Origin of the sequence: Prauserella halophila (assembly GCF_024171895.1) — a bacterium.
GTDB classification, from domain to species: domain Bacteria; phylum Actinomycetota; class Actinomycetes; order Mycobacteriales; family Pseudonocardiaceae; genus Prauserella; species Prauserella halophila.
Genome location: NZ_JAMTCQ010000012.1, coordinates 102894 through 118509 on the forward strand (window position 1 = coordinate 102894; position 15616 = coordinate 118509).

At 69.4% G+C, this 15616-nt stretch carries 20 protein-coding genes; 10 read left to right on the top strand and 10 right to left on the bottom strand.

Annotated features, from left to right (window positions below):
• Positions 1-17 precede the first annotated feature (17 nt).
• Together LY41_RS17625 and LY41_RS17630 are read left to right on the top strand one after the other, a co-directional pair.
• Positions 18-368, top strand: a complete 351-nt coding sequence (locus LY41_RS17625; RefSeq protein WP_253865550.1) for a rhodanese-like domain-containing protein — start codon at positions 18-20, stop codon at positions 366-368.
• A gap of 5 nt (positions 369-373) precedes the next feature.
• The gene (locus LY41_RS17630) at positions 374-1309 is read left to right on the top strand and encodes a DUF4328 domain-containing protein (RefSeq protein ID WP_253865147.1); all 936 of its coding nucleotides are present in this window, start codon (positions 374-376) and stop codon (positions 1307-1309) included.
• A gap of 21 nt (positions 1310-1330) precedes the next feature.
• Here the strand turns inward: LY41_RS17630 and LY41_RS17635 are convergent, their stop codons facing one another.
• Complete coding sequence (locus LY41_RS17635; protein ID WP_253865148.1) at positions 1331-2170, bottom strand: helix-turn-helix domain-containing protein; 840 nt, start codon at positions 2168-2170, stop codon at positions 1331-1333.
• Complete coding sequence (locus LY41_RS17640; protein WP_372493317.1) at positions 2167-2415, bottom strand: DUF6879 family protein; 249 nt, start codon at positions 2413-2415, stop codon at positions 2167-2169. The genes LY41_RS17635 and LY41_RS17640 overlap by 4 nt, the downstream gene beginning before the upstream one ends.
• Positions 2416-2533: 118 nt before the next feature.
• Here LY41_RS17640 and LY41_RS17645 point away from each other — a divergent pair, with 118 nt between their 5' ends.
• Positions 2534-2791: a hypothetical protein gene (locus LY41_RS17645; protein ID WP_253865150.1), complete on the top strand. Its 258-nt coding sequence runs from the start codon at positions 2534-2536 to the stop codon at positions 2789-2791.
• A 169-nt stretch (positions 2792-2960) separates the two neighbouring features.
• Entirely contained in the window at positions 2961-3368 is a 408-nt protein-coding gene (locus LY41_RS17650; RefSeq protein WP_253865151.1) for an Imm1 family immunity protein, read from the top strand.
• 154 nt (positions 3369-3522) lie between these two features.
• On the opposite strand, the gene LY41_RS17655 is transcribed toward LY41_RS17650, so the two are convergent.
• Entirely contained in the window at positions 3523-4392 is an 870-nt protein-coding gene (locus LY41_RS17655; RefSeq protein ID WP_253865152.1) for a helix-turn-helix domain-containing protein, read from the bottom strand.
• 142 nt (positions 4393-4534) lie between these two features.
• Between LY41_RS17655 and LY41_RS17660 the strand changes: the two genes are divergently transcribed.
• Positions 4535-5293 (top strand): DddA-like double-stranded DNA deaminase toxin, encoded by a 759-nt coding sequence (locus LY41_RS17660; protein ID WP_253865153.1) that lies wholly within the window; start codon positions 4535-4537, stop codon positions 5291-5293.
• Positions 5281-5691 (top strand): Imm1 family immunity protein, encoded by a 411-nt coding sequence (locus tag LY41_RS17665; RefSeq protein ID WP_253865154.1) that lies wholly within the window; start codon positions 5281-5283, stop codon positions 5689-5691. Before LY41_RS17660 ends, LY41_RS17665 begins: the two co-directional genes overlap by 13 nt.
• 170 nt (positions 5692-5861) lie before the next feature.
• Here the strand turns inward: LY41_RS17665 and LY41_RS17670 are convergent, their stop codons facing one another.
• Complete coding sequence (locus LY41_RS17670; RefSeq protein ID WP_253865155.1) at positions 5862-7055, bottom strand: cytochrome P450; 1194 nt, start codon at positions 7053-7055, stop codon at positions 5862-5864.
• A gap of 74 nt (positions 7056-7129) precedes the next feature.
• On the opposite strand from LY41_RS17670, the gene LY41_RS17675 reads away from it, so the two are divergent.
• Together LY41_RS17675 and LY41_RS17680 are read left to right on the top strand one after the other, a co-directional pair.
• Positions 7130-7996 (top strand): DUF5926 family protein, encoded by an 867-nt coding sequence (locus tag LY41_RS17675; protein ID WP_253865552.1) that lies wholly within the window; start codon positions 7130-7132, stop codon positions 7994-7996.
• A 14-nt stretch (positions 7997-8010) separates the two neighbouring features.
• Entirely contained in the window at positions 8011-8370 is a 360-nt protein-coding gene (locus tag LY41_RS17680; protein ID WP_253865156.1) for a DUF952 domain-containing protein, read from the top strand.
• A 63-nt stretch (positions 8371-8433) separates the two neighbouring features.
• Here LY41_RS17680 and LY41_RS17685 read toward each other — a convergent pair whose 3' ends face one another.
• From LY41_RS17685 to LY41_RS17700, 4 genes are all read right to left on the bottom strand, one after another.
• A complete protein-coding gene (locus LY41_RS17685; protein ID WP_253865157.1) occupies positions 8434-10410 on the bottom strand; it encodes a BCCT family transporter in 1977 nt (658 codons plus the stop codon).
• A gap of 481 nt (positions 10411-10891) precedes the next feature.
• On the bottom strand, positions 10892-11455 hold the full coding sequence (locus LY41_RS17690; RefSeq protein WP_253865158.1) for a ferritin: 564 nt from the start codon (positions 11453-11455) through the stop codon (positions 10892-10894).
• Positions 11456-11798: 343 nt separating this feature from the next.
• Positions 11799-13019: an arginine deiminase gene (locus LY41_RS17695; RefSeq protein WP_253865554.1), complete on the bottom strand. Its 1221-nt coding sequence runs from the start codon at positions 13017-13019 to the stop codon at positions 11799-11801.
• A 93-nt stretch (positions 13020-13112) separates the two neighbouring features.
• Positions 13113-13520 carry an MmyB family transcriptional regulator gene (locus tag LY41_RS17700; protein ID WP_253865159.1) on the bottom strand — a complete coding sequence of 136 codons (408 nt, stop codon included), beginning with the start codon at positions 13518-13520 and terminating at the stop codon, positions 13113-13115.
• 74 nt (positions 13521-13594) lie between these two features.
• Between LY41_RS17700 and LY41_RS23920 the strand changes: the two genes are divergently transcribed.
• Together LY41_RS23920 and LY41_RS23925 are read left to right on the top strand one after the other, a co-directional pair.
• Positions 13595-13885, top strand: coding sequence for an SDR family oxidoreductase (locus tag LY41_RS23920; protein WP_308292270.1), 291 nt, complete (start codon positions 13595-13597; stop codon positions 13883-13885).
• A gap of 109 nt (positions 13886-13994) precedes the next feature.
• Entirely contained in the window at positions 13995-14186 is a 192-nt protein-coding gene (locus LY41_RS23925; protein ID WP_308292271.1) for a Rossmann-fold NAD(P)-binding domain-containing protein, read from the top strand.
• Between the two features lie 23 nt (positions 14187-14209).
• Here the strand turns inward: LY41_RS23925 and LY41_RS17710 are convergent, their stop codons facing one another.
• Together LY41_RS17710 and LY41_RS17715 are read right to left on the bottom strand one after the other, a co-directional pair.
• A complete protein-coding gene (locus tag LY41_RS17710) occupies positions 14210-14416 on the bottom strand; it encodes a hypothetical protein (RefSeq protein ID WP_253865556.1) in 207 nt (68 codons plus the stop codon).
• A 322-nt stretch (positions 14417-14738) separates the two neighbouring features.
• Positions 14739-15548 (bottom strand): CPBP family intramembrane glutamic endopeptidase, encoded by an 810-nt coding sequence (locus tag LY41_RS17715; protein ID WP_425563732.1) that lies wholly within the window; start codon positions 15546-15548, stop codon positions 14739-14741.
• Between the last annotated feature and the right edge of the window lie 68 nt (positions 15549-15616).

Genomic DNA, 15616 nt, shown 5'->3' on the forward strand with positions numbered 1-15616 from the left:
GCGACGATGGGCACGTGGTGAACCCAGCCGAGATCCCGACGACACGTGTGTCCGAACTGCCCGCCGACGATGCGGTGTTGCTCGATGTCCGTGAGGCCGACGAATGGGCCGCGGGGCATGCACCCGGCGCGGTGCACATCCCGCTCGGCGACCTGCCGGCCAGCAGCGACAGGCTGGCCGAACTGCCCGACGACCGCCCGGTGTACGTCATCTGCCGCACCGGCGGCCGGTCCGCGCAGGCGGCGGCGTGGCTCAACGCGGCCGGACTGGTCGACGCGGTCAACGTGGCAGGCGGCATGAAGGCCTGGCAGACCGAGGGCCGCCCGCTGGAAACCGATCACGACGCGGCGGAACCCGAGGTGCTGTAGCCGCGATGCATCCGGGCAGGTACCCGAACGGGCAGCCGGGCAGGCAGCAGCCGCGGCCGAGCGTGCGGTGGGTCGCGACCGTCCCGCCGGGCGAGAACCTGCCACGCCCGCGCGGGCGGCGCAGGCCGTACACGGGACCGCCGCGGTATCCGTCGCCGCCGCGCTGGGGCTTCCCGAACCTCGTGTGGCGCCCGTCGACCGCCGTGCCCGGCACCTCGTCCGGCGGCATGGAGCCCCGGCAGCGGCTGCGTTCGACCAGCCGGAGCGCCGTCACCCTGCTGATCGCGCTCGCCGTGCTGGCCGGGCTCGCCGCCGTCGCCGAGGGCTGGCGGTATGTGCTGCTGCTGCAGAGCCGCACGTCGGCGCTCAGCCCGGGAGTCGTGGGCGCGTCGGACGCGTTCGTGCTGGCGTTCGCGCTGATGACGCCGATCATGGCGTTGCTGGCCGTGGGCGGGGCGCTGTGGTGGCTGTTCGTGGCACGGTCGGTGGCCGCGCGCGATGCGGGCCAGGACGTGCCGCGACCGGCGTGGCAGGTACTCGTCGGCACGCTCGTGCCGGGAGCGAACCTGCTGCTCGCGGGCCCGATCGTCGCCGAGCTGGAACACGCCGCGCTGCGCAGGCCGGTCGATCGGCGGCCCCGGCCGTCGCGGCTGGTGCTGGGGTGGTGGGCGACGTGGTGCGCCAACGTCGCACTCGCCGTGGTCACCGTCGTGTGGCGGCTACGTGACGGCGTGCAGGTCGATGCCGACGGCGTGGTGCTCAGTGCGCTGACCGACGCCTGCGCCGCGGGCCTGGCGATCGTCACGGCGGTGCTCGTCCACCGGATCACTCGCCTGCTGTCCCCGGTCGGCGCCGACGTCCTCGCGCTGCGCCAGGTCGTGAAGGTCACCGGCGCCCCGGAACCGGAACGCCGTCCCCGCCCGGCCACCTCCGCCCGCTGACGGCTCTGGGATCAGCCGCAGTCACTCGGACGGGAGGTCGGACGCGACCCGGGTGAGGACCCTGCGGGCCGCGTCGCCTTCGGCAGCGACACCCCACAGCTGGTCGGTGATAGATCGGTAGAGCGCCACGTCATCAGGGTCGGTCGCGGTCACGTCGGTGTGGTTGACCTCGACCGTCACCGCATCGTCAAGGATGGTGTATCCGTGCAGGGTGATCGTCGGAAGCTGTACGTCCAGAGGGATCACCCCGAGCCGCACGTGTCCCAACCCGGCCAAGTTGGTCAAGCGGTCCAGCTGGCCGCGCATGGCTTCGGGCGAGCAGATCGGGTTCCGCAGGGCGGCTTCGGACACGAGGATTTCGACCGTGCGGGACGGGTCGTAGAGCACGTCCTGGCGTCGGACGCGTTCTCGGACGGCGGTGTCGGCGTCGTCGGGGGAGTCGACCATGGCGGCGGCGATCTCGAACACCCGGCGGGCATAGTCCGGGGTCTGGACCAGGCCGGGGACAAGGAAGAACTCCACCATCGTGATGTGGGAGGCGGCGCGTTCGCTGACGGCGGTGCCGCGCTGCACGGTGGCGTGGCCGTGGCGAAGGCGGCGTTTCCATCGGTCCCGGTCCAGTCGCAGTTCGCGGGCTTCGTCGCGGAGGGAGGTAAGGGTGTCGGCGTCGGCATCGACGGCGGCGGCCCATGCGGCGAGGTCGGCGTCGCTGGGTAGGGTGCGGCCGTTCTCGACGTGGGACACCTTCGAGGCGACCCAGCCGATGTGTGCGGCGAACTCCTTGCCCGTGCGAAAGCCGACACGCTCGCGCAGATTGCGGAGCGTGTCGGCCAGCGCCAACTGTCGTTTCTCGATGCTCAATGGGCCTCTGCGAGGTTGGCATGGTGGGTTGCGAGCGGCCACACCATGTCGCGCCACCGCTGGGAGTGGGCAACGGTGGCCGGGGTGTCGTCGACGTCGATGCCGACGAGGTTCGTGGCCTGGTCGAATCGCAAGGTGACGACCCGCTCGTCGTCGAGGATATAGAAGTCGTCCTCGGGCATCGACATGGCCAGGTCAATGCGGGCCTTGGCGAGGTCGTGGTCGAGTTGATGACGCGGCAGGATGGCGGCGAGCTGTCCGTGGGCGACGTGCGCGAGCTGGCCGAGCGACTCGGCAGGATGGCTGCGGAGCTGTACCGGCGCGCGTGGTGATCGACGCGCAGCAGGCTGCAGGGGTGCCGACGTGAGCCGCGAAGTCGCCGAGCCGACACCGGCCGTTGCCGACCCGGATGTCCCCGATCTCGACACCGTGCCCGGCTGGCGCCCGGTCGCGGCAGGCGTGCGTCACATCGGCGGCACCGCCGACGAGCCACCTGCCGACGTGATGGTCGAGATGCTGTGCGGTCGACAGGTCACCGTGCCGAGACGTCGCCGGCGTCGCCCGCACCCAGCGTTGTTCGACTGCAGCGCGTGCTGGCACGTGTGGCTGGGAATCGACTGATCTCGCCTGTCCGGCCGGTGACTCCCCGCGCTCCCGGGCGGGCAGGAGATCCCACGTTGTCGGGGTGATGTGCCAGGCTGCGCGCCGCACACACTGGGGGTGGTCGGATCGCCGCCGCACGTTCCGCACTGGCCCACGCGCCGCAGCGCCACACCTACGAGGGGACCGCATGACCGCCACCGCGCCACTCCTCGACCACGAGGACGTCCTGCTCGCTGGCGCCGACGACGCCGAGCAGGTGATCGAGCAGCTGGCCGAGCACAACCGGCGCCGCGAACGCGACGAGACCGGCCTGTGCTGGTGGCTGCAGTGCCAACCCGGCGACGAGGCCCCGGCGCTGCTCGTCGGCGTTCGCGGTGAGGTCGGCGCGCTGCAGTGGTTCGAGGGTGCGCACGCGGTTGCACCGGAACAGGGCGCGAACGGCGACCGCGTGGACTACTTCACCCGGTGGGGACACCACAACAGCGTGCCCCCGCACGTCGAAGTGCCCCTCGACACCGTGCACGCCGCCGTGCGCGAATTCGCGAGCACCGGCCAGCAGCCCACCTGCGTGCAGTGGACGGAGACCCAACTGTGAGCACCACCCGTCACCGGTCCCTGTACTCGCCCTGCGTCGTGCTCACCTTCTCGTGACCGAAACAGTCGACGATCTGCCGTGCAGGTAGTCCAGCGTCCTCGAGGAGCATACTCGAGTACGTGCTGCGGAGTCGCGTCTCGAGTCGGTCGGGCGTTTACCGCCGTGCCTGCTGGTAGCCGGCCGAAACGTCGAGCAGGATCGACCGAGCAGCGTCGTCGGCCGCGGCAGCGTCCCAGAGTTGCCGGAACAGGTCGTCGTAGAACGCGTAGTCGTTGCCGTCGCTGGTGCGGATACTGGTGTGCAGCAATTCGGCGACGACGAGGTCATCGAGGATCGTGAACCCGTGGAGCGGCGCCGCCGGCAGAGGCATGCCGAGTGGGAGCACGCGAAAGCCGACAGCAGGGCCGCCGACGAGCGCAAGTAGCCGGTCGATCTGGCCGGCCATCATCTCGAACCAGCCACCATCCGGGTCGACGCCGGGCGGTGGTGTACGTAGCGCGGCCTCGCTGACGAGGATGTCGACCTGCGCTGACGGTTCGTAGAGGATCGTCTGGCGCTGCATACGTGCCGCGGCAGCCTGGTCGGGGTCGCGAGTCGTACCACGCAGCGCCGACAGTCCGCGGAACACCGCCAGGGCGTAGCTGTGGGTCTGTACCAGGCCGGGCACGAGCACGGTCTCGAACACGCGGATGTGCTCCGCCCGCTGCTCCAGCTCGCCGAACGACTGCTGAAGCGCGGTGTGGCCGGACTGAAGGCGGTCCTTCCAGCGTGCCTCGTCCAGCCGGATCGCGCGCAGCTCGGCGCGTATCTCCTCAACCTCGTCAGGGTCGACCTCGCATGCCGCGAGCCATGCTTTCAGCTCGGCGTCGGTGATGCGCTGAACGCCGTTCTCGATCTTGGAGATCTTGGGCTGTTGCCACTGGAGACGGTTCGCGAGGTGCGCACCACGCAGGCCGGTAGCGATGCGGTATTCACGCAACTGCTCGCGAAGCCGTCTCCAGCGCGTCTCTACATCTGTGCTCACGGACTCCTCGCGGTCGCGTACTCGCCGTGCGGGATGGCGACTGACCATACCCGGTCGCGGTACGCCAAGTGTTCAGCGACGGATCCCACGTTGTCGGGGTGATGTGTCTGGCTGCGCGCCGCACACACTGCGGGGTGGTCGGATGTCGGTCGATCGGCTGGCCGAGACCATCGGCCGCGTCCTCGACCGGATCGCCGCCGCACGTTCCGCACTCGCCCACGCGTCGCAGACCACCGTCGAAGCACGTGACATGTACGCACAGTGCTTCGAAGGCATTCACGACCCGGACGCCGGTCAAGCACCTGGCGCAGCTGCGGAGGCCGCCGAGCAGGTCGACCAGCAACACGGCCGCCTCGCCCAGATCGAGCAGACGCTACGCGGGTACCTCGACCAACTCGGCGCGAGTCTGCCGGGTTCGGCACCGACGAGCGCACCGACGCCGAAACCCGGCGCTGCGCCACCTCCGGCATCGGCGCCGAAAGCAACACCCTCCGAGCGAGCACGTGCCGCCCTGCCTCCGCCCGTGAAACCCGGCACGGGGGACAAGACGCGCGGGTTCTGGTGGACGGCCGACGGCGACGACATGACGGAGATCGTCAGCGGACGCGACGAGAACGCCGACCGCGTAGACGAATGGGTTGCCGCACAACGGTTTCCCATGGCGCCGATCGCGCGCGCCGGTGACGTCGAGCTGAAACTCGCCGCTCACATGGTCCGCAACGACATACGGGAAGCATCGGTGGCGATCAACAACGTTCCCTGCATCGGCCCGGCGTCGTGTGACACGCTGGCGCCCGTGATGCTGCCGAAAGGCTCGCGGCTGACCGTCCACGGGACGAAACCTGACGGCACGCCGACCACAACGACCTACGAAGGGGGCCGTGCACCATGGTGGCGCTAGATGCCTGGTACGACCACGACGGACCGACGCGGGTTACGACGGCCGCCGAACTCGATGCCGTGCTCGACACCGTCGCCGCCATGTCGGGGCCGACTCTCGTGGCATTCAATGCCGCCGACGATCCGGCGAGTGCTGGCCTGCTGAACGTCGGCCTGGACGCCGAGCGCGGGGTCGGCGTGGTGCATCATGCCGGACGCGGACGCGGGTACTTTTCACTCGGGGAGGCGTCGAACGTCGATACGATGCTCTACTACTACATGGGTAGCGACACGGAGTTCCCGCCACAGTCCGAGATCCCGGTCGCCGACGTGCGCCGCGCGGCGCACGAGTACTTCGTGAACGGCGCGCTGCCAGCGTCGGTGATCCGTTGGCAGCGCGACGAGCGGTCGACAGTCTAGCCACCGACGGCGTGTAGCTCGCGGTTGTTCAGTGTCACCGCGGACGTCGACGGTCACGGCGGGCCGTGGCACGCTGTTCGAGGCCCTTGGCGTTCCACCTCCCCCTCGTTGAACGCCAAGGGCCGCCCTTCGTTTCACCCAGTTGCGCTTTCTGCTGCGTCTGGAGCGAGCTACGAGGTCGTGGCCGAGGACGTCGGCGCGGTCGTGACGGGGAAGTTGCGCAGGCCGCGGATGACGAACTCCTCGCGGCGTTGCGGCTCACGGGCGAACCGCAGTGACGGCAGGCGGGTCACGAGCGCTTCCAGCGCCGCGGCGATCTCGATCCGTGCCAGGGGCGCGCCGAGGCAGTAGTGGATGCCGCCGCCGAATCCCAGGTGCGGGTTCTTCTCCCGCGTGATGTCGAGGGTGTCCGGCTCGTCGAACACCTCGGGGTCCCGCGCCGCCGCTCCGAGCAGCGCGGCGATCTTCCCGCCCTCGGGGACGGCGAAGCCCGCGATCTCGACGTCGGCGGTGGCGGTGCGTTCGAACAGCTGCAACGGCGAGTCGAACCGGATCAGCTCCTCGGTCGCCGTGGCCGCCAGCCCGGGGTCGGCGACGAGCAGGTCCCACTGGTCGCGGTGGGCGAGCAGCGCCCGCACACCGTTGCCGATCACGTTGACGGTGGCCTCGTGCCCGGCCATCAGCAGCAGCACGGCGGTCGCGACGGCCTCGTCGCCCGTCAGCTCACCGACCGCCAGGTGACTCAGCAGGTCGTCGCCCGGCGCGGCGGCCCGCTCGTCGACCAGGCCGCGCAGGTACCCGGCGAACGCCTCGGCCGCGCGCTCGGCCTCGGCCTGCTTGTCGCCGGGTAGGCCGTACTCGTACATCTTGACGATCGCGTTGCTCCACTCGACCAGCTGCGGCCCCGCCTCCTCGGGAACACCCAGCAGCTCGGCGATCACCGCGACCGGCAACGGCTGCGCCAGGTGCTCCAGCAGGTCCGCCTCGCCGTCGGCGTCGATCGCCGTGGCCAGCGAGTCGACCATCCGCTCGGCCAGCGCCTGCACCGTCGGCCGCAGCCGCTCCACGTGCCCGCGTGCGAACGCCGACTGCACGAGCCTGCGCAACCGGGTGTGCGCTGGCGGTTCGTTCTCCAGCAACGAGTTCCGGTGGAGCAGGTTGAACGAGGCGAACTGCTCCAGCGGCGTGGCATCGGTCCAGATGCGGCCCAGCGACCGGTTGCGCAGCACGGCGGAGGCGGCCTCGTGGGAGACGGCCACCGCGAGCCCGAGGCCGTCGTGGTGGTGGACGCCGTCGGCGCGGCGCAAGCGGGCGAATTCGGGATACGGATCGGCGAGGAAGGCCGGGTCTGCAGGATCGAACACCCGCCGACAGTAACGGTTCCGCGAGTCGAGTAGCGTTTTTCCGCCAGGTGAATCACGACCGGGAGGCGAGCGCAGTGGGCAAGGCCGCGCGGAAGAAGGAGCGCAAGGAGAAGGTCCGCGACGTATTCGTCGGGCGGCCGTTCGAGGGCCTGGCGGCGGAACCGGAGCTCATCGCGATGCGCGAGTTCGTGCCGTCCGCGACGGCAACGCTGCCGCTGGCCGGCGAGCACAGCGACCGCACGGTGACGATCGCGTCGGTGCTGCCGATGGCCGCGGCCGCGTTCGTGCGCGGCGACGGCGAGGTGTTCGTCGGCCTGCAGGTGCAGACCCGTTCCGGCGACATCAGCCGCGACCTGGGCAGGGCGTTGTCGTGGGCGCTGACCGCGCAGCCGGGTCAGGTGCTCTCGGTCGCCGACACCCGCAGCCCGTCGCAGCCCGGTGAGCGGCTGCAGGATCTGCTCGACCCCGCCGTCGAACTCGACGTCGAGGTGCACGAGGACTTCTCCTGGTGGCTTCCCGAGGGCGAGGAGCCGACGGGCGAGGTCGCGATGTCGCTGCAGCGCGCCAACGAGGCGATCATGCCGACCGAACGCCTCGACTCCGGTGCCTACTGGGTGCTGGCCGGCGAGAAGGCGCACCTGCGGTGGGTGTGGCCCGCCGAGGAGAACCGCCTGATGCAAGCGCTTGCGCGCTTGTCGGCCGCGGGCACGCTGACGCTCGGCGAGGAGACGAAATTCGCCGGTTCGTTCCGGGCGCACGGGCTGCTGGTTCCGGTGTGGGACCTCGATCCCGAGGCACACGCCCGCGAGTGGCTCGAACCCGCCAAGGCGCTGGGCACTCGGCTGGCCGAGGCCTCCGCCTCGCTCGACGACACCCCGCTGGACGCCGCCGAGCGCCGGGCCCGCGACGGGCTGATCGGCCGCCAGTTCACGCTGCGCTGAGGGCCGGTGCGCCGATGATCCTCCACATCTGCCCCGAGGCCGACTGGGCCGCGGTCCCGGCCGGCGGCGAGTACCGGCCCGCCTCGCTCGACGACGTCGGGTTCGTGCACTGCAGCGACTTCGGCACCGTGGCGCTGCCCGCCGAGCGCGTGTTCGCGGGCCGCACCGACCTGGTTCTCCTCGTGATCGATCCGGCCCGCCTCACCGTTGCGCTGCGCTGGGAACCCGCCGAGCCGCCCGAACCGGGCGCACCGTGGTTCCCGCACGTCTACGGTCCGATACCGGCCGCGGCCGTCGTGCGCACGTGCGCGTTCCCGCCCGAACCGGACGGCACGTTCCGACTGCCGAAGGCGCTGCACGAGTACCCGGTCTGACCGAGCACTCGTACAGCGCCGTGGCATCGGAAACCTGGTGCCGGCTGCGCTACTCCGACTGCGCTACTCCGGTGACGGGCCTCCGCCCGGGCCGCCTCCGCCGGACGGGCCGGGCGGATTGCCGCCTCCGCCGGGCGGCCCGCCCCCGCTGCCGGGCGGACCGCCGCCGGACTGGCGGCCACGTTTGCCACGCCGGCGAGCGCGCGACAGTGTGCTGATCGGGGCGCGCCGCTCCGTGTGGTTCCAGATTCCGGTCGTGGTCGATATCGCGTAGTCGATGCGGTCGTCCACCTGTTCCCCGAAGTGCCGGTCGAACTCCTGCGACAGCTCTCCGGCGAGTTCGCGCTGGTAGATGCGCCGTTCGGCTCTGAGGATCCCGCGGTGCTCGGCACTCAGCGCCTTGTACAACGAGACCGCCATCGCCACCAGCACGACGGCGAACGGCAGTCCGGTCGACACAGCGCCTGCCTGCAACGCGGACAACCCTTCGTCACCGCCGGCGAGTAGCAGTCCGATGGCGACGAGCCCCTCGAGCGAGGCGAACAGCACCCGGCTCCAGATGGGCGGGTCGGGGTGTCCACCCGAGGCGAGCATGTCGACCACGAGTGAACCCGAGTCCGAGGAGGTGACGAAGAAGATGACCACCAGGACGATCGCGATGACCGACAGGATCAACCCCAGCGGCAGGTTCTGCAGCGTGTCGAACAGCGCCTCCTCGGCGACCACCCCTCCTTCGGGCACGAGGTCGCCCTGCCGCTGCTGTTCGTCGATGGCCGTGCCACCCATCACCGTGAACCACAGGAAGCCGACGATGGTGGGGACGAGCAGTGCGCCTGCGACGAACTCACGGACCGTGCGGCCTCGTGAAATGCGCGCGATGAACACGCCGACGAACGGTGCCCAGGCGATCCACCAGCCCCAGTAGAAGATCGTCCAGCTGCCGGCCCAGTCGATGCCCGCCTCGCCGGTGTAGGCGAACGCGTCGAAGGTCATCGGCAGCACGTTGGCGAGATAGGACCCCAGCGACTGCACGAAGTCCCGGGCGAGGAACAGCGTCGGCCCCAGCAGCAGGACGGCGATCAGGAACACCCCGGCCAGCGACAGGTTGAAGTTCGACAACCAGCGGATACCGCGGCCGACCCCGCTGACCACCGACACGATCGCGACCAGGGTGATGGCCACGATCAGGATGACGAGCAGGAGGTTGTTCGCCTCGTCGACCACACCGATCTCGCTCAGGCCGGTAGCGACCTGCGTCACGCCGAGCCCGAGCGAGGTCGCCACGCCGAACAACGTGCCGACGACGGCCAGCACGTCGATGACGTCGCCGAGCCAGCCCTTGACCTTGTCCCCGAGCAGCGGTTCCAGCGCCCAGCGGATGGATACCGGGCGTCCCTTCCGGTGAATCGCGTAGGCGAGGGACAGGCCGACGATGACGTAGACCGCCCAGGGGTGGAAACCCCAGTGCAGGAAGGTTTGCGCCATGGCTTGCGAGGCGAGTTCGGCGGAACCACCGTCGACGCCGGGCTTCGGGTCGGAGTAGAAGGTCAGTGGCTCACCGACCCCGAAGAACACCAGCCCGATCCCCATACCGGCGGCGAACAGCATGGTGAACCAGGAGAACAGCCCGAACTCGGGTTCTTCCCCGTCCTTGCCGAGGGTGATGTTGCCGAAGCGGCTGACTCCGAGAAAGATCGCGAAGATGACGAATCCGGCGATGGCCAGCGTGTAGAACCACCCGAAGCCACTGACGATCCCGCCCTGGACCGAGTTCCAGAGGTTCCCGGCCGATTCCGGCGCGATGATGGAGAACAGTGCGATGGCCGCGACGACGATCAGGCTCGGCCAGAAGACGGACGGGGCGACCCCACCTCGTCCCAGCCGAACGCCGTGATGGCGCAGCTGCTCCTTGATCTGATCATCGGTGGCGTCAGCCTGGGCAATGCTTCCCTCCGCGGCCTGACCCGGCGGGGTCGGCTCGTCACCGGGGGGTTCGTTGTCGCCGGAGGGTCCGTTGCCACCGCTGTACGACTCGCTCATGGTGCCCCTGCTTTCCGTGGGCTCTGTCCTTAACCGAGCGCAGATGCTCCTTGCGTCCGAAAACTACGGTGGCTCCGGAACCACGTCCGGTCAAATCGGGACGCCGCGAGTTACTTCCTCGTTCGGGTGGAAGGTAGCCGGACGAGTGGCGCTGCCGGTCGCCTCCGGCGATTGCCGCGGTCAGGGACGCCGGATCGCATGGGCACGCATGCGATGGCGATCGTCGTGACCGGCGAGCCCGCGAATCCGGATCGCGTTTCCGCGCCCACAGTTCACAGCCACAGTTCGCGTGCCGTGAGGTGAGCCTTTCCTCGCCGAACCCGAGAAGTGGCCGAATCCGAGAAGTGGCCGAATCCGGCATGCGAAAAGGGCGGCACTCCTCGTGGCCGATCCGTGATCGGAATCGACCGCGAGGAGCGCCGCCCCTTCCGGTTCTCGAACTGCTGCTTCTCGAACGCTGCGTGTGTCCCGACGGGAAGCGTCAGAGCTTGCCGCCCGCGACCTCCGGCATGTCGTCGTCGGTGCCGTCGCTGCGCAGGTGCTTGTGCACGAACCGCTCGACCTCGAACAGGTTGCCGTTGGCGCGCTCGAACACGTTCACGAGCGTGCTCATCGTCGCGACCTCCTCGACCTGCTCCTTCAGGAACCACTGCATGAACTGCTCGCCGAGGAAGTCGTCCTCGGAACGGGCGGCCTTCGTCAGCGTCTTGATGTCGCTGGTGACCTCCTTCTCCTGTTCCAGGGCGAGCTCGGCCAGATCCTTGGCGTTGGAGAACTCGTTACGCACCTCGCCCGTGCTGGGAATGGTCACGTGGTGGTCGGTGTCCATCATGTACTGGACGAGCGCCATCGCGTGGTTGCGCTCCTCGACGGCCTGTGCGTAGAAGAACTTCGCGAGCTCGGGCAGGTCCTCGGTGTCGAACCACACGGCCAGCGCGGTGTACTGCTGCGAGGCGTGGAACTCGTTGTGGACCTGGCCCTGCAGCAATTCGTAGAACTTGGAACGCGGCTGCTGGGAATTCTGTTGCTTCGTCGTGGTGGGCATACATTCAATGTACGCCCCCGGATCCACTTTTTTCCACCCGGGGGCTGGTGATCCAGAACGCAGTTGACTACAATTCCTTAGCCAAGGATGAGTTAAATAAATTGAGCCTCACCTAAGATTAATTAAGCCTCACCTAAGTTGTCGCAATTACTTAGGTGAGGCTTAATTCTGTCTCAGTCGGTCGATCGTCCCCCGTTCGGGGAATCAACAACGCTCGGCGACGAGAACGTCGCCGAGCGGTCACTGCTCCGGCGCGTGCCGTGCCGGTGACCGCCGGAGCGGTGACCGTCGGCACGTGACGCTCGCCGGAGCGTGCCGACCGGTCGGGTGTTCGGGAGACCGATCAGGTGTTCGGGGCGTCGGGCAGCGGGCCGCGTGTGATGGGGCAGGACATGCAGCGCGGACCACCGCGGCCGGAGCCCAGTTCGGATCCGGCGATGGCCAGCACCTCGATGCCGGCGTCCTCGAGCCGCGCGTTCGTCTGCGTGTTGCGCTCGTAGCCGACGACGACGCCGGGCGCGAGCGCGAGCGTGTTGTTGCCGTCGTCCCACTGTTCCCGTTCGGCCGTGACGGGGTCGAGGCCCGTGTCGATGACACGCAGGTGATCGATGCCCATCGCGGCGGCTGCGGCGTCGAGGAACGGCTCCGGCCCGTCGACCCGGAGCTCGCGGGTTCCCTCGGCGGAGACGCCGTCGCCCGGCCGCATCGTGTACGCGACGAGCGAATCGCGGGCGAGCGGGTACATGACGACGGCGTCGGGGCCGACCATGGTGCACACCGTGTCCAGGTGCATCGTTGCGCGGTTCTGTGCGATCGGGACGGCCAGCACCGTGTGGGCGATGCCGTCGGCGAACACCGACCGTGCGAGCGATTCGGCCCCCGCGGCCGTCGTGCGCTCGCCGACGCCCACGGCCAGCACGCCCGGCGCCAGCAACAGCACGTCACCGCCTTCGACCGGGGCCGAATGCGCTCCGTACGCACGTGCCGCCCCGCGGAACCGCGGGTGATACGCGTACGCGAGGTCGAGCAACGCCGTCTCCCTGCTCCGTGCGGGCATGGCCAGCGACGAGATCGCCACGCGGTCGGCGATCCACGCCGACGAGTCGCGCGTGAACAGCAGGTTCGGCAGCGGATCGACCACGAACTCGTGCGCGTGGTGCATCTTCCGCACCAGCGAGGCGCCTTCGGAGGCCGGCAGTTCCTCGAACGTCATCCCGCGCATCAGTGCCTCACGCAGCCCGCCGGCGCCCAGGCCGGACAGATGGGAGCGCAGCGCATCCGCCAGTTCGGTGCCGAGCCGGCGCTCGTCCACCGCGGCGTGCACCCCCGCCGCGTGCGCCCGCGGGTCGGCCAGCGACTCGCCGAGGACATCGGCGAGCAGCAGCACCTCGACTCCCCGCGAGGTGAGTACCTCGGCGAACGCGTCGTGCTCCTGCTGTGCGCGTTCGACCCACGGGATCGAATCGAAGAGCAGTTGGTCGTTGTTGCGCGGCGTGAGCCTCGTGAGCTCGCCGCCGGGCCGGTGCAGCAGGACCGACCGCAGCGGGCCGACCTCGCTGTCCACGCCCGGGGCGATCGTGGTCGTGTTGTCCGAGTCCGGGCCGGTGATCGTGTTGGCTGTGTTCGTCACGCGCGTGAGCGTAGTGATGCTGGGCAATCACGGCTGCGTCTTCGGCCGAGGCGGCCACCGACCGGGCGGAGTGTCCCACGTGGTGCGCCTTTCCAGGTGCGCGAGCGCATCGGCGGTCGCCGAGCCCGGATCGGCGGTCACGAGGACGATCTCCTGGTCTTCCTCGTGGACGGGCAGCACGTCGCAGTTCAACTGCAGCGCGCCGACGTCGGGGCGCAGCATCGTCTTGCGGCGATGTCCGGGTGCCGGAGCCGGATGCCGATGCCAGAACTCACGGAACTCGCGGCTTTCATGCCACGTGCGGCCGGACGCCGCGTGCAGGATGCCGCGGCGGCATTGCGCGCGTGCCGGCGAGGCGGAACAAGTGCATCCGTTCGGCCGGGTGCGCCGCGCTCGACGAGTGCGCAGGAAGTCCGCGAGTTCCGTGCGCGACATGTCGCCCCCGGTCGCGTGCGGGAGGGATCGTCGATACCTGGTTGGTGGGCCGGGGCGGTGCCACCGTCGACGGTGTGAACACTACGACAGCCCTGGTCACGGGTGCGAACAAGGGAATCGGCAAGGAGATCGCCCGCCGGCTGGTCGCCGACGGGTGGACTGTCCACGTCGGTTCCCGCGACGTCGAACGCGCCAGGACGGCCGTCGACGAGATCGGTGGCGGCGCCGTGCCGTTGCAGCTCGACGTCACCGACCCCGGCAGTGTCGCGGACGCGGCCAGGGTCGTCACCAACGCGTTCCTGCCCGCGTTCGGCGCTCGTCACATCCGCGCATCGTCAACGTCTCCAGCGGGACCGGATCGCTGACCTGGAGCGTGGAGACCATCCCCAGTTCACCCCGGGCGGCGGAGCGGCAGCTGCCTACCGCTCGTCCAAGACGACGCTCAACGCTCTCACTGTCTTCTACGCCACCAGCTTGTCCGGCGCCGGGTCCGAGGTCAACGCGCTCGCTCCGGGGATCCGGGCCACCGGGCTCAACGCGTGGGCGGCCGAGGCCGGCGGTGACCCGGCCGAAGCGGCTCACGAGGCCGTTCGGCCGGCCCGGCTGTCCGACGAGGGGCCGACCGGCGCCTTCTTCTCCTGGGGTGGAACAGCCGTGCCGTGGTGACCGCAGCGGCCGGGCCGCGGGCCTTATCCGACCTGTTCGAGCGTGCGCCGGCGCGGAGCCCGCTCCGGGTACGGGCCCCAGCCGTACTCGGCGACCACCGACGGCACCGTCGTGAACACCCAGTTCTCGACGCCGCCGCCCATGATCTCGGCGTACCGCTCCGCGGCCTCCCGGTTCGCGAACCGGATCTGCTGATCGTGCAACGCCCGGTGCGTGATCTTGCAGGCCATCTCCATCCCCTCCGACACGGTCCCTTCTCTGCTTGCGGCGGCGCCGTCCCCTCGGCCGCCGCTCGTCGGCTGTGCACTGCTTGTCGGTTGTGCACTGCGGAAACGACGGAACTGTCGTACCCGCGTCGTACCTTCTTCCTGTCCGGCCCTCCTGTCCGGCGCAGCGGTTCCCCTGTCGTGCCGGCCCCTGTCGTGCCGTACCCGCTGTCGTGCCGACCCCGCCGCGCCGTTGGCCATAAGTAGAACACACGTTCGATGTGCTGTGCAAACCTCCCGGTCGTGCCTGCTGTGGTGATCATGACCGCGGGAGCGGGGCGGGCTGCTACGGCAACCACGAGACGCGGCCACGCAGCAGCGCGTAGCCCACGAAGGCGACAACGTCGAGCAGGGTGTGCGCTGCGACCAGCGGCCACAGCCGGTTCGTGCGCTGCCACACGCGGCCGAAGACCAATCCCATGACGACGTTGCCGAGAAATCCGCCGAAGCCCTGGTAGAGGTGGTACGACCCGCGCAGGACCGCGGAGATGATCAAGCTCGTATTCTCGCCCATGCCGAGTTGTCTCAACCGGGTGATCAGGTACCCGACGACGAGTACCTCCTCGGCGAAGCCGTTGCCGAAGGCCGACAGGGTCAGCGTGATCGGTCTCCACCACGTCTCGCCCAGGGTCGACGGCTGCACCGTGAGGTTGAGGCCGAACTGCCACATGGCCAGGTAGAACAGCAGCCCCGGGACACCGATCAGCGTGGCGAGGCCGATGCTCCAGCGCAGGTCGGCGGACCGTGGCCAACGGGGGAGGCCGATCTCGGCGAGCTTCGTGCCGCCGCGCCACAGCAGGTACAGACCCAGTGCGCCCCACGCGACGAGCTGAGTGGCACTGAGTAACTGTCGAAGGAGGTCAATTGCCTCGTTGGTGGCTTGCGGCGCGTTGATTGCGACCTGCTGACCACTCAGAGTCTCGGGACGTAACAGTGCGTCGACCAGGGCGAGCAGAGAGCGTGCGCCGGATAAACCGAGTGTGACTGCAAACACAATAACGACTTCGACGGTCAGCACCCGCCGCCGTCGCGCGTCGTCGCCGGTGGGAACCGGCGGTGGAAGTGGTGGGCTGTCAGGTGTAAACCACCTGCGCAGCCAGCGATTCAGGCGATCGCGTGAGCCCGATGACACCGGGGCACGTTAACGCCTCGTCACGGCTTCGA

What these genes read in the sequence shown, in the direction of transcription:
- LY41_RS17660 (WP_253865153.1), top strand. Translation starts at nt 4,535, where the DNA reads ATGTCGGTCGATCGGCTGGCCGAGACCATCGGCCGCGTCCTCGACCGG.
- LY41_RS17665 (WP_253865154.1), top strand. Translation starts at nt 5,281, where the DNA reads ATGGTGGCGCTAGATGCCTGGTACGACCACGACGGACCGACGCGGGTT.
- LY41_RS17700 (WP_253865159.1), bottom strand. Translation starts at nt 13,520, where the DNA reads ATGTCGCGCACGGAACTCGCGGACTTCCTGCGCACTCGTCGAGCGCGG.
- LY41_RS17650 (WP_253865151.1), top strand. Translation starts at nt 2,961, where the DNA reads ATGACCGCCACCGCGCCACTCCTCGACCACGAGGACGTCCTGCTCGCT.
- LY41_RS17630 (WP_253865147.1), top strand. Translation starts at nt 374, where the DNA reads ATGCATCCGGGCAGGTACCCGAACGGGCAGCCGGGCAGGCAGCAGCCG.
- LY41_RS17710 (WP_253865556.1), bottom strand. Translation starts at nt 14,416, where the DNA reads ATGGCCTGCAAGATCACGCACCGGGCGTTGCACGATCAGCAGATCCGG.
- LY41_RS17685 (WP_253865157.1), bottom strand. Translation starts at nt 10,410, where the DNA reads ATGAGCGAGTCGTACAGCGGTGGCAACGGACCCTCCGGCGACAACGAA.
- LY41_RS17690 (WP_253865158.1), bottom strand. Translation starts at nt 11,455, where the DNA reads ATGCCCACCACGACGAAGCAACAGAATTCCCAGCAGCCGCGTTCCAAG.
- LY41_RS17680 (WP_253865156.1), top strand. Translation starts at nt 8,011, where the DNA reads ATGATCCTCCACATCTGCCCCGAGGCCGACTGGGCCGCGGTCCCGGCC.